We start from the raw sequence: 11,579 nt of genomic DNA on the forward strand, positions 1-11,579 counted from the left end.
CTCGGCGCGACACCTCAACATGCACCGCGAAGAGGTCACGCTCGTCATGGTGTCGGCCTACAACGACTGGCACATCGACGACTGGGCCGGGTCGTATCCGGACCGCTTCATCCCGATCGCCGTCCTGCCGACGTGGAATCCCGAGGCCATGTGCGCCGAGATCCGCCGGGTCGCCGCGAAGGGCTGCCGGGCCGTCACCATGCCGGAACTGCCGCATCTGGAAGGACTTCCGAGCTACCACGACGAGGACTACTGGGGCCCGGTGTTCCGCACGTTGTCCGACGAGAATGTCGTGATGTGTCTGCACATCGGCACCGGCTTCGGGGCGATCAGCATGGCCCCCAACGCGCCGATCGACAACCTGATCATCCTGGCCACCCAGGTCTCGGCGATGTGCGCCCAGGACCTGTTGTGGGGTCCCGCGATGCGCAACTATCCCGACCTGAAATTCGCCTTCTCCGAAGGCGGTATCGGCTGGATTCCGTTCTACCTCGACCGCAGCGACCGCCACTACACCAACCAGAAGTGGCTGCGGCGCGACTTCGGCGACAAGCTGCCCAGCGACGTGTTCCGCGAGCACTCGCTGGCCTGCTACGTGACCGACAAGACCTCACTGAAGCTGCGCCACGAGATCGGCATCGACATCATCGCGTGGGAATGCGACTACCCCCACTCCGACTGCTTCTGGCCCGACGCCCCCGAGCAGGTGCTGGCCGAGCTGAAAGCCGCCGGCGCCGACGACTCGGACATCGAGAAGATCACCTGGCAGAACTCGTGCCGGTTCTTCGGCTGGGATCCGTTCGCCCGCACTCCGCGCGAGCGAGCGAACGTAAAAGCGTTGCGCGACAAGGCTCTTGACGTGGACGTGTCGATCCGGCCCCGGGCCGAGTGGGCCCGGCTGTATCAGCAGAAGCAGCTCGCCTAGCCGACCTGCGGCTTGATCTCCTCGATCACCCAGCGCGCATAGTCGAGGTATTCGTCGACTCCGCGCACCGCGGGCAGCGGCACGGCGCTCACCGTAACGCCCTGCTGCGCAAGCCAACTCAACCGCTCGACCAGCTCACCCGCGCTCATCCCCGGGCGCGCATTCGGGTCGTCGCGTGTTACATGGCCTTCCCCGACGCGGGTCGTCGCCATGCCGTGCATCACCTCAAAGGGCCTCCCGTCATACCCGGGTTGCGACTTGAGGAAATCCAGCCGCTGCGCGATCTGGTCCGGCGGGGTCAGAAACGGCCACCACCCCGACGCGTACTTCGCCGCCCGGCGCAGCGCGGCGTCGGCGTCCCCGCCGATCCAGATGGGCAAGTGTGGCTGCTGAATCGGTTTGGGCTCGAACGCGATCTGGTCGAACGACACGTACTTGCCCTCGAACCGCGGTGTGTCACTGGTCAGGAGTTCGATGATGGCTGCCAGGTATTCGTCGGCGATGCGGCCGCGCTCCCCGAACGGAACGCCGAGTAACTCGAACTCGCGTTGCAGCCAGCCGACGCCGAAGGTGACCATCATCCGCCCGCCGCTCATCCAGTCGGCGGTGGCGAGGGCTTTGGCCAGCACGATCGGATGTTGCAGCGGCAGCAAGGTAACGCAGGAATTGAGCCGTATCCGTTCGGTGGCACCGGCGAGGTACGCCTGCGCGACCGTCGATTGCAGATAGTGCGGCCCGGACAGCTCGACGTGCTCGGTCGGGATCGCGAAATGCTCTGGGACGGCGATCATGTCGTAGCCCCACTGGTCCGCGCACTTGGCCATCCGGGTCTGATCGGCGCCCGTCACCGCCGCCTCCCACGGCTGCGACATCGCCTTGAGCCGCAGCATGTGTGGAAGGTTGAAGACGAGTTTCACCCCTGGCACCTTAGCCAGGCGGGCGCCTCAGCGACAAGGGTTCCTCACGCGACGGCACCATCGACCAGCGCCGGCGCCAGCCGTTCGAGGTGGTCCACGCCGGCCGCGAATTCTCCGCCGACGGCGGGCAGCAGCGTGACGTGATCGGCGCCCGCGGCCAGATGCTCGCTCACCTTGGCGACGATGGCGGTCGAGTCATCTTGCGCGACAGTCGCTTTCGCCCGCTCCTCGTCGTCGCCCGGCGTCACCGACAGCCCGACTACCAGTAGCTTGTCCGGCCCCAGCTGCCGTCGCACTCGTGCGGTGAGTTCCGGGGGCATCATGGCCGGCAGCGCGCCGTCCGCCGCGTCGCCCGCCAGCGCGAGCATCTTCGGTCCGTTGGCGGCGATGATCCGTGCGTAGGGGGCATCGGGCGCCGGCGGAAAGGTGGGGGCTCGCATCTCGTCCAGATAGTCGCGCATGGTGGCCAGCGGCTTGCCGAATTCCCGCCCGACGCTGGCCGCCTGCTCGGGGTAGCCGACTCCCAAGCCGAGGACGAACCTGCCCGGATACGCCTGTGCCAGTTGGGCTGCCGCGGCATGCATCGTCTGAGCCGGCCGCGCCCAGATGTTGGCGATACAGGTGCCGAACACCATGCGCTCGGTGGCTGCGAGCAGCGTGGCGAGTTGCACCAAGGCGTCCTTGCCGATCACTTCGTTGGTCCAGACGGCGCCGTACCCGGCGCGTTCCAATCGGCCCACCGCTTCGCGTTGCGATTCGGCGGATGGCGCGCTGGTGAAGGAAACCGGCAGGCATACGCCCACCGGTCCCAACGCCTTGCGGGCCGCGCCGACCACTGTGTCAGTCATTTTCATTCCCCTTCACTCGCCGAAGTAGTGGCCAGCGTCGAGGTCTTCGATCAGCCCGGGCCGTTCCGGGTGCCAGTCCACGACCTTTTGCGTCAGAGCGCTCGACGTCGGATTGTCCAGCGGTGCGAAGCCGGCGAGGAAGCCGAGGTGAGCGGCCTCCTCGGTGGAGACGCCGACCGTGGGCACATCGAGATGCCGGCCGATCACCCCGGCGATGTCGCGGAATGGCACGCCTTCGTCGGCGACCCCGTGCAAACGCGTTCCGGCGGGCGCGTTTTCGAGCGCGAGCCGGTACAGGTGTGCGGCGTCGAGCGTGTGGACAGCGGGCCAGCGGTTGGCTCCGTCGCCGATGTAGACGGACTTGCCGGCCTCGCGGGCGCCATTGATCAGGATGTGGGTGAAACCGTGGTGGTCCAGATTGCTGTGTACCAACGGCGACAGCCGCACAACCGATGACCGCACCCCGCGCTCACCCAGCCCGATCACGAAATTCTCCGAGTCGATCCGCGGGCCGGCCTCCAGCGTGTCCTGTTCGGTCGCGAGCGTGCCGGGCGCCACGAAGGCCAGTATCAGTGTTCCGCAGGTGCTGACGAACGGGCGGTCGGAGCCGACCAGCGCCTCGCCCATGGCCTGAACGGCGCGCAGGTCCGTCGCGGCCGCACCGACGAAGTCGTCAAAGTCGTGCCGGAAGGCGAGGTGGATGACCCCGTCCGAGGCCGCCGCGCCGTCGCGCAGGGCGTCAAGGTCGTCGAGGTCGCCCCGGCGGACGTTGACGCCCTTCGCCGCTAGGGCGGCGGCGGATTCGTCGGAGCGGGCCAGACCGGTGACGCTGTGTCCGGCTTCCAGGAGTTCGTCGACGACGGCTGAACCGATGTGTCCGCTCGCGCCGGTCACAAAGACATGCATGGTGATCCCTTCTGAATTTCCTTGTCGAGCTACGCCATCAAGTCAAAGGCCGGCCCCGCGGCATGTCCAAGTCCTCTTCCATATCGCGCGATGCAATTCAGGTATCACTGCACGTAAATCTGATATTCGGCGGCTGGCCGTCGATACAGCCGATTACACTGGGCGCATGACGGACTCGCCATCACCGGTGGTGGACCTCGACCTGCGCCTGGTCGGGTACTTCGTGGTGGTGGCCGAGCACAGCCACTTCGGCCGGGCGGCCACCGCGCTGCGCGTCGCGCAGCCGTCGTTGAGCCGGCAGATTCGCCGACTGGAACAACAGCTGGGGGTCCGGCTGCTGGACCGCACCCCGCAGGGCACCCGCCTCACCGATGCCGGCCAGGTGTTCCTGCCGCGGGCCAAGGCGCTACTGCGGTCGGCCGTTGCGGCCAGGGCGCAGGCGCTGGCCGCCGCGCAGCCCAGCCGCATCGTCATCGGCTACACGATGGGGATGATCACCACCCCGGCGGTACGCGAGCTGCGTCGCGAAAACCCCGACGCCGACGTGCAAGTCACGCACCTGGACTGGAACCAGGCGCGCGACGCGCTACTCGAACACCGGGTGGACGCGGTGGTGACCCGGCTGCCGTTCCCCACCGAGCAGCTGCACGTGACGGTCCTCTACGACGAGCCCCGGGTGCTCGCGATCCCCATCGACCACCGGCTGGCGGGCAAGGAGTCGGTCACGCTCGACGACATCGCCGACGAGCCGATGCCGCGGGTGCGGCATTCCGATCCGGCGTGGAGCGCGTACTGGCGCGTCGACCCGCGTCCCGATGGGCGCCGGGCGCCCGACGGCCCGTTCATCGAGGCGCTCGAGGACAAGTTCGAACTCATCGCCTCCGGTCAAGCCGTCGCGATCACGGCCGGCTTTCACGGCAACGCCCTGCGGCCGGATATCACCACGGTGCCTTTGGAAGGCGTCGAGCCCAGCCACGTCGTGCTGGCGACGCGGGCCGGTGACCGCAGCCGGCTGGTCGCCGTGTTCCGCAAGCTCGCCGAGGCCCACCTGAACGGTCCGGCCCGGTCAGCCCCGGGCGCCGACTAACCTTCGGACAGCTTTGGCGGTGGCCGGTATTCGGGCTCGTAACCCGAAACGTTGATCGGACTCCTGATGAGCCGGAAATCGCCCGCCGTGACTACGACTTCGGGTGTCGCTTCGAGTGCTTCGGGCAGCGTCCGAACCGCCGCGGCCGGAACCCCGAGCGGACGCAGTCGCCGCTCCCAGCCCGCCGCGGTGTCCGTCGCCAGCATCGCCGTGACGATGCTCAGCACCTCGTCGCGGCGGGCCACCCGTTCGGCCATGGTCTCGAAACCGCCGATACCTGCCTCGGCGGCAAAGGATTTCCAGAATCCGTCGTGGGTGATGAACAGCGCGAGATATCCATCAGAGGTCGGAAAGAGCTGAGCGGGAACGTAATACGAATGCGCCCCATGGGGGCGGCGCTGCGGCTCGATGCCGTTGTTCAGGTAGGCCGACGCGTGGTAGTTCAGCTGCGAGAGCATGACGTCGCGCAGCGACACGTCCACCTGACCCCCGGTGCCCGAGATGATCTTGGCCAACAGCCCCAGCGCGGCGGACATTCCGGTGGAGTTGTCGGCCGACGAATATCCGGGCAGCGTCGGCGGGCCGTCCGGATCGCCGGTCAGCGCGGCGATGCCGAAGCCCGCCTGAACGACGTAGTCGAACGCCGGATCGTCGCCGCCGTGCAGACCGAAGCCGGTGATCGCCACACAGACGATCCGGTCGTTGTGCCGTCGCAGCTGGTCGTAGGTGAGGCCCAGTCGGCGGATGGCCGAGGGTTTCAGGTTCACCAGCAGCGCATGTGATTGCGCCACGAGCTCGCCCAGGCGTTGCTGTCCCGCATCGGAATTCAGGTCCAGGCAGATGCTGGACTTGTTGCGGTTCAGGCTGGCGAAGTACGTCGGCCCGACCCCGCGGGAGATCTCGCCGCCGGCGGGCTCGATCTTGGTGACCTCGGCTCCGAGATCGGCCAGCAGCATGGTGGCGTACGGGCCGGCCAGCATGGTGCCGACCTCGAGGATCCGGATCCCCGCCAGCGGCCCGGCATTTCCTGCACTCAACGCAGCTCCGTCGCGAGCGAGGCGATCATCTCGCGGGTGCGGCGTTTGGACGCGACCAGCTCGTCGCGGTTGTCGCCGATCGGCAGCAGCCGCACCGACAAGTCCGTCACACCGGCGTCGGCGAAGCGGCGCATCCGGGCCAGAATCCCGTCCTCGTCGCCCGCCGCACACAGGTCACCGACATCGCGGGCATCGCCGCGATCGAGCAGGCGCTGGTAATTGGGCGACACCTCGGCCTCGCCCAGGATACGGTTGGCCCGCTCCTTGGCCTCATCGACTTGCGAAGGCGCACAAAGGCATACCGGGATGCCCGCGACGATGCGCGGCGCGGGACGCCCGGCATCCGCGGCGGCCTTGGTGATCTTCGGCGCGATGTGATCGCCGATGGCGCGCTCATCGGCCATCCACAACACGGTGCCGTCGGCCAGCTCACCGGCGAGCTGCAGCATCACGGGCCCCAGCGCGGCAACCAGCACCGGCATCGGGGTGTCGGCCCCGATCGCCGTCGGATTGTGCACCGTGAACGAATCGTTCTCGACGTCAACCGGTCCCGGACCGGTGATGGCGGCGTTGAGTACCTGCAGGTAGTCACGGGTGTAGGCGGCGGGCTTCTCATAAGGCAGGCCGAGCATGTCCCGGATGATCCAGTGGTGCGACGGCCCGACGCCCAGCGCCAACCGTCCCCCGGCCACCGCATGCGTCGAGAGTGCTTGGCGGGCAAGGGCAATCGGGTGTTGGGCCTGCAGCGGCACCACCGCGGTACCCAGCTCGATGCGCGAGCTGTGGGCGGCCATCAGCGACACCATCGTCAGGCAGTCGAAATCGTTGGGCACCTGCGGCATCCACGCGGTATCCAGACCCGCGGATTCGGCCCATTCGATATCGGAGGCCAGCTTGGATACCTTGCGGGCCATGTCGCCACGCTCGGCGCCGATCATTACTCCGATGCGCACTGTGTTTCCTCTACTTCGGGGGCCTCGGGGTCGCGGGTACCGGTCAGTGCGCGGACGTCGCGCACCAGGGTGTCCAGAGGTGTCCCGGTGGGAAACACCGCTGCCGCACCGGCTTCCAACAACTTGGGCACATCGGCGTGCGGAATGGTTCCCCCGACGACGACGGCGATGTCCGCGGCATCGGCGGCGCGCAATGCCTCGATGGTGCGCGCCGTGAGCGCCAGGTGGGCACCGGACAGGATGCTCAGGCCGACCACGGCCACGTCCTCCTGCACGGCGATCGAGGCGATGTCTTCGATGCGCTGCCGGATGCCGGTGTAGATCACCTCGAAGCCGGCGTCGCGCAGGGTGCGGGCGACGATCTTGGCGCCGCGGTCGTGGCCGTCGAGGCCGGGCTTGGCCACCAGGATGCGGGCGGTCATCAGAACACCACCGGCTGCTGGAATTCGCCCCACACCGCTTTGAGCGCGGAGACCATCTCACCGACCGTGCAGTAGGCATTGGCGCAGTCGACCAGCTGATGCATCAGATTGTCGGTCCCCTCCGCGGCGCGCGACAGCTCGGCGAGCGTGGATTTCACTGCGGCAGCGTCCCTTTCGGCCTTCACCTTGGAGAGTCGCTTGAGCTGCAGATCGCGGCCCTCGGCGTCGAGCTCGTAGGTGACGACGTCGGGCTCGGTCTCCTCGGAAACGAAGCGGTTCACCCCGACAACCGGGCGTGTGCCGGCCTCGATGTCCTGATGCATCCGGTAGGCCTCGTCGGCGATCAGCCCCTGCAGATAGCCATCCTCGATCGCGCTGACCATCCCGCCGTGCCGCTCGAGATCGTCCATGATCTCGATGATGCGGGCCTCGGTGGCATCGGTGAGCGCCTCGACGAAGTAGGACCCGCCGAGCGGATCGGCGACGCTGGCCACACCGGTTTCGTGCGCCAGGATCTGCTGCGTGCGCAGCGCCAGCGTCGTCGTCTCCTCCGTGGGCAGGGCGAACGGTTCGTCCCAGGCCGCGGTGAACATCGACTGGACGCCGCCCAGCACCGCGGCCATCGCCTCGTACGCCACCCGGACGATGTTGTTGTGGGCCTGCGGTCCGTACAGGGACGCGCCGCCACAGACGCAGCCGAAGCGGAACATCGCCGCCTTGTCCTTGGTCGCGCCGTAGCGCTCCCGCACGATCGTCGCCCAACGTCGGCGTCCCGCACGGTATTTGGCGATCTCCTCGAAGAAATCCCCGTGGGTGTAGAAGAAGAACGAGATCTGCGGCGCGAACTGATCGATGGTCATCCGGCCCCGCTCCACCACGGTGTCGCAGTAGGTGACGCCGTCGGCCAGGGTGAACGCCATCTCCTGCACTGCGTTGGCCCCCGCGTCGCGGAAGTGCGCTCCCGCCACCGAGATCGCGTTGAACCTGGGAACCTCGGCCGCGCAGAACTCGATGGTGTCGGCGATCAGCCGCAGCGACGGTTCCGGCGGCCAGATCCAGGTGCCACGCGAGGCGTACTCCTTGAGAATGTCGTTCTGAATGGTGCCGGTCAGCTTCGCCCGCGGGACGCCCTTCTTCTCGGCGGCCGCGACGTAGAACGCCAGCAGAATCGCCGCCGTGCCGTTGATCGTCATGCTGGTGCTGAGCTTGTCCAGCGGAATGCCGTCGAACAGGATCTCGAAGTCGGCCAGCGTGTCGACCGCGACGCCCACCCGGCCGACCTCTTCGCCGAACTCGGGATCGTCGGAGTCGTAACCGCACTGGGTCGGCAGGTCGAGTGCGACCGACAGCCCCGTGCCACCTTGGTCCAGCAGGTAGCGGTAGCGACGGTTGGACTCCTCGGCGGTGCCGAAGCCCGAGTACTGACGCAACGTCCAGAGCTTGCCGCGGTAGCCGGACGCGAAGTTGCCCCGCGTGAAGGGAAACTCCCCCGGTTGCGGAGGCGGCGCGCTGATATCCCCCGGGCCGTACACCGGCGCAAGCGGAATGCCGGATGGTGTCTGAATCTCGTTATCCATCGACTGATAACGTACTTGCAAAAAAAGAGAATGCCAATACCATACTCTGACCTGCGAAAAAGGAGACGAATGTCGAACGGTAAGCTCGCCGGCCGCACCGTCGTGATCTCCGGCGGCAGCCGCGGCATCGGCCTGGCCATCGGACTCGGGGCGGCCCAGCAGGGCGCCAACGTGGTGCTGCTCGCCAAGACCGACACCCCCCATCCGCGCCTCCCCGGCACGGTGCACACCGCGGCCGCCGAGGTCGAGGCCGCGGGCGGTCAGGCACTTGCGGTCGTCGGCGACGTGCGCCGCGAAGAGGATGTGCAGCGCGTGGTCGACGCGGCGGTGGAGCGGTTCGGCGGCATCGATGTCTGTGTCAACAACGCCAGCGCCATCGCGGTGGAGCCCACGGCCACGCTGTCGGCCAAGAAGTACGACCTGATGCAGGAGATCAACCTGCGCGGCACCTTCCTGCTGACCAAAGCCTGCGTGCCGCATTTGCAGAAGTCCGCCAACCCGCACGTGCTCACCATCTCGCCCCCGATCAACATGAATCCTCGCTGGCTGGGCGCGCATCCCGCCTACACGCTGTCCAAATACGGGATGACGTTGCTGTCACTGGGCTGGGCGGCCGAGTTCGCCGACGACGGGATCGCGGTGAACTGCCTGTGGCCGCAGACCTACATCGCCACCGCGGCCGTCGCGAACATGGCCGACGGCGACCGGCTGGCGGAGTCGTCGCGCAGCCCCGAGATCATGGCCGACGCGGCCGTGGAGATCATCACCCGCCCCTCCAGGGAAGCCACCGGTGACTGCCACATCGACTCCGAGCTGCTGCGGTCGGCCGGGATCACGGACCTGTCGAAGTACGGGGGCGGCCAGCAGCCGATTCCGGACCTGTTCCTGGACTGATCAGCGCGGACTCCAAAACCTATGCGCGGCAGATGATTTCGCCGTGCGGGATCGCGATCCAGCCGTCCGGGGCCGCGGCCCAGGCGCGCCACGCCGCGGCGATCTCGTCGAGCTGCTCGGCCGTGGCCAAACCGAGGTCGAGCAGGTCGCGGGCGATCCGCGAATGCACGATCCGGTCGGCCCACATTCCGCCCCACCATTCGCGCGACGCGGGCGTGGCGTAGCACCACAGGCTGCCCGTCGGCGCGATGTCGTCGAATCCGGCCTGCTTGGCCCACGACAGCAGCCGGCGTCCCGCGTCCGGCTCACCGTGGTTGGCGCGGGCGGCGCGTCCGTAGAGATCGCGCCACCGGTCCAGCGCCGGCAGCTGGGGGAACCAGATGAACCCCGCGTAGTCGGCGTCTCGGGCCGCCACGATGCCGCCCGGCGCACACACCCGTCGCATCTCGCGCAGCGCCGCAACCGGATCGGCAACGTGCTGCAGCACCTGGTGCGCGTGCACGACGTCGAAAGTGTCGTCGGGAAAGTCGAGTTGGTGCACGTCGGCGGTTGCGAACGAGACATTGGACAGGTTGCGCTGCTGCGCTTCGGCACGCGCCACGTCGAGGACGTCGGCGGATTCGTCGACAGCCGTGACCGATCCGGGCGCCACCAACGCGGCGAGGTCGGCGGTGATGGTGCCGGGACCGCACCCGACGTCGAGCACCGACGCACCGGATTCCAGATACGGCAGCAGGTAGGCCGCGGAGTCTTGCGCGGTGCGTCGCTGGTGACCGCGGAGCACCGACTCGTGATGTCCGTGGGTGTACTTCGCAGCGTTCATGGGGCCAAAGCTTAGCGGCGCTGTTCGTATTATGAAACTGACGTCTCAATATATGAGATAGGCCTAATCGACCGGGACGTTGAGAATCGGGCGGTCGACGCCGGCGCCGGCGCCGTCGAAATGCCACCACTCGCCCGAATACGGCTGCAGCCCGCCATACTTCATGGCGTCCCGCAGCGCGGCCCGGTTCGCCTGGGCGTCGGCGCTCACCCCTTGGGTCGCGAAAGCCGTTGCCCGCGGGGTGAAGTCGTCGAAGTCGGTGCCCATGTCGGCAAGGCAGAGTCCGCCCGCGTGCTGACCGGACTGACATGGCGACTGCGTGGTAGTGAACGTCACGTCGACCGAACGGCCCGACTCGTGGCTATGCGCATACTGGCCCGGACGCGCGACCCACGCGGGGTTCGGAACGACGTTGAACATCCTGACCTGGACGTCGTGGGGTCGATAGCAGTCCCAGAAGACCAGGACGTGCCCCTGCGGTCGCAACGCGCCGGCCGCGGTGGCCAGGCCGGAGGCCATCGACTGGTGCACGAGGCAGCGGGCATCGGACGGATACAACTGCGTGCGGGTGAAATTGTTCGTGGTTGCGTAACGCAGGTCGATCACCGCGTCGGGGACGACGGTTAGGACGTCGACGAATCCGGCCGCGCGTGCGGCGTCGCTGACCGGCGGCACGTCGGGGCCCGCGTGCGCGGTGAGCGTCCCGCCCGCAGCGACCAGTCCCACCGCGATCGCCGACCGCAGCATCCACGCGATACGCATGGGGTCATTGTCCTCATCGCCCGAGGCATTGATGAAGCGAGATCCGTCATCTATGGTCGTGGCTAGCCGATCGGCTAGCCTGTGGCCGGCGGCTCGAAGGAGCTAAGGCGATGGCGAAGTTCGGCGTGGGTGTCATGCACAACACGATCAATTCGCGTTTCGGCCCAAAGGCTTTGATCCATGCCGACTACCTGACCGGGCTCGCCTGCGGCGCCGACCTCGTCGTGGGTGGGCGACGGCGGCAACATCATCTACTACCAGCAGGTGAAAGGGCTGGCGAGCCGCGATCAGTAACGCCGAAAAGTCCGGTGGGCTGGTGCGAAGCAACCGCACCAGCCCACCGCGATGTATGTGAGGTTCTTAGACGGCGGTGACTCCTACTGCCTGGGGCCCCTTGGCTCCTTGCTCAACCTCGAACTGAACACGCT

At 67.5% G+C, this 11,579-nt stretch carries 12 protein-coding genes; 3 read left to right on the forward strand and 9 right to left on the reverse strand.

Annotation, left to right across the window (positions count from 1 at the left end; translation table 11 throughout):
* Nucleotides 1–925 (forward strand): amidohydrolase family protein (locus JOZ00_RS14405; RefSeq protein WP_293344628.1); only part of this gene is annotated, 925 nt, incomplete at its 5' end.
* Here the strand turns inward: JOZ00_RS14405 and JOZ00_RS14410 are convergent.
* From JOZ00_RS14410 to JOZ00_RS14420, 3 genes are read right to left on the reverse strand one after another with little or no spacing between them, the layout of a single operon-like run.
* Nucleotides 922–1,842: a TIGR03619 family F420-dependent LLM class oxidoreductase gene (locus tag JOZ00_RS14410; RefSeq protein WP_293344629.1), complete on the reverse strand. Its 921-nt coding sequence runs from the start codon at nucleotides 1,840–1,842 to the stop codon at nucleotides 922–924. The genes JOZ00_RS14405 and JOZ00_RS14410 overlap by 4 nt on opposite strands.
* A 44-nt stretch (nucleotides 1,843–1,886) precedes the next feature.
* The gene (locus JOZ00_RS14415; protein WP_293344630.1) at nucleotides 1,887–2,690 is read right to left on the reverse strand and encodes an LLM class flavin-dependent oxidoreductase; all 804 of its coding nucleotides are present in this window, start codon (nucleotides 2,688–2,690) and stop codon (nucleotides 1,887–1,889) included.
* Between the two features lie 12 nt (nucleotides 2,691–2,702).
* Nucleotides 2,703–3,596 (reverse strand): SDR family oxidoreductase, encoded by an 894-nt coding sequence (locus JOZ00_RS14420; protein WP_293344631.1) that lies wholly within the window; start codon nucleotides 3,594–3,596, stop codon nucleotides 2,703–2,705.
* 166 nt (nucleotides 3,597–3,762) lie between these two features.
* On the opposite strand from JOZ00_RS14420, the gene JOZ00_RS14425 reads away from it, so the two are divergent.
* Nucleotides 3,763–4,683, forward strand: coding sequence for a LysR family transcriptional regulator (locus JOZ00_RS14425; protein ID WP_293344632.1), 921 nt, complete (start codon nucleotides 3,763–3,765; stop codon nucleotides 4,681–4,683).
* Here the strand turns inward: JOZ00_RS14425 and JOZ00_RS14430 are convergent.
* The 4 genes from JOZ00_RS14430 to JOZ00_RS14445 are packed head-to-tail and all read right to left on the reverse strand — an operon-like array spanning nucleotide 4,680 to nucleotide 8,672.
* Nucleotides 4,680–5,720, reverse strand: coding sequence for a CoA transferase (locus JOZ00_RS14430; RefSeq protein ID WP_293344633.1), 1,041 nt, complete (start codon nucleotides 5,718–5,720; stop codon nucleotides 4,680–4,682). The two genes, JOZ00_RS14425 and JOZ00_RS14430, sit on opposite strands and share 4 nt — an antisense overlap.
* Nucleotides 5,717–6,673, reverse strand: coding sequence for an LLM class F420-dependent oxidoreductase (locus tag JOZ00_RS14435; protein ID WP_293344634.1), 957 nt, complete (start codon nucleotides 6,671–6,673; stop codon nucleotides 5,717–5,719). Before JOZ00_RS14435 ends, JOZ00_RS14430 begins: the two co-directional genes overlap by 4 nt.
* Entirely contained in the window at nucleotides 6,658–7,095 is a 438-nt protein-coding gene (locus tag JOZ00_RS14440) for a cobalamin-dependent protein (RefSeq protein ID WP_293344635.1), read from the reverse strand. The genes JOZ00_RS14435 and JOZ00_RS14440 overlap by 16 nt, the downstream gene beginning before the upstream one ends.
* Nucleotides 7,095–8,672, reverse strand: coding sequence for a methylmalonyl-CoA mutase family protein (locus tag JOZ00_RS14445; RefSeq protein WP_293344636.1), 1,578 nt, complete (start codon nucleotides 8,670–8,672; stop codon nucleotides 7,095–7,097). Before JOZ00_RS14445 ends, JOZ00_RS14440 begins: the two co-directional genes overlap by 1 nt.
* A 69-nt stretch (nucleotides 8,673–8,741) precedes the next feature.
* Here JOZ00_RS14445 and JOZ00_RS14450 point away from each other — a divergent pair, with 69 nt between their 5' ends.
* Complete coding sequence (locus tag JOZ00_RS14450; protein WP_293344637.1) at nucleotides 8,742–9,566, forward strand: NAD(P)-dependent oxidoreductase; 825 nt, start codon at nucleotides 8,742–8,744, stop codon at nucleotides 9,564–9,566.
* 19 nt (nucleotides 9,567–9,585) lie between these two features.
* On the opposite strand, the gene JOZ00_RS14455 is transcribed toward JOZ00_RS14450, so the two are convergent.
* Nucleotides 9,586–10,389, reverse strand: a complete 804-nt coding sequence (locus JOZ00_RS14455) for a class I SAM-dependent methyltransferase (protein WP_293344638.1) — start codon at nucleotides 10,387–10,389, stop codon at nucleotides 9,586–9,588.
* A gap of 63 nt (nucleotides 10,390–10,452) precedes the next feature.
* Nucleotides 10,453–11,136, reverse strand: coding sequence for a M15 family metallopeptidase (locus JOZ00_RS14460; protein ID WP_293344639.1), 684 nt, complete (start codon nucleotides 11,134–11,136; stop codon nucleotides 10,453–10,455).
* Nucleotides 11,137–11,579 lie beyond the last annotated feature (443 nt).

This window comes from Mycobacterium sp., assembly GCF_019243155.1.
Taxonomy (GTDB): domain Bacteria; phylum Actinomycetota; class Actinomycetes; order Mycobacteriales; family Mycobacteriaceae; genus Mycobacterium.

Bases quoted from the DNA above. Each gene is read 5' to 3' on its own strand.
- JOZ00_RS14415 (WP_293344630.1), bottom strand. From the start codon at position 2,690: ATGACTGACACAGTGGTCGGCGCGGCCCGCAAGGCGTTGGGACCGGTG.
- JOZ00_RS14420 (WP_293344631.1), bottom strand. From the start codon at position 3,596: ATGCATGTCTTTGTGACCGGCGCGAGCGGACACATCGGTTCAGCCGTC.
- JOZ00_RS14425 (WP_293344632.1), top strand. From the start codon at position 3,763: ATGACGGACTCGCCATCACCGGTGGTGGACCTCGACCTGCGCCTGGTC.
- JOZ00_RS14440 (WP_293344635.1), bottom strand. From the start codon at position 7,095: ATGACCGCCCGCATCCTGGTGGCCAAGCCCGGCCTCGACGGCCACGAC.
- JOZ00_RS14445 (WP_293344636.1), bottom strand. From the start codon at position 8,672: ATGGATAACGAGATTCAGACACCATCCGGCATTCCGCTTGCGCCGGTG.
- JOZ00_RS14450 (WP_293344637.1), top strand. From the start codon at position 8,742: ATGTCGAACGGTAAGCTCGCCGGCCGCACCGTCGTGATCTCCGGCGGC.
- JOZ00_RS14455 (WP_293344638.1), bottom strand. From the start codon at position 10,389: ATGAACGCTGCGAAGTACACCCACGGACATCACGAGTCGGTGCTCCGC.
- JOZ00_RS14460 (WP_293344639.1), bottom strand. From the start codon at position 11,136: ATGCTGCGGTCGGCGATCGCGGTGGGACTGGTCGCTGCGGGCGGGACG.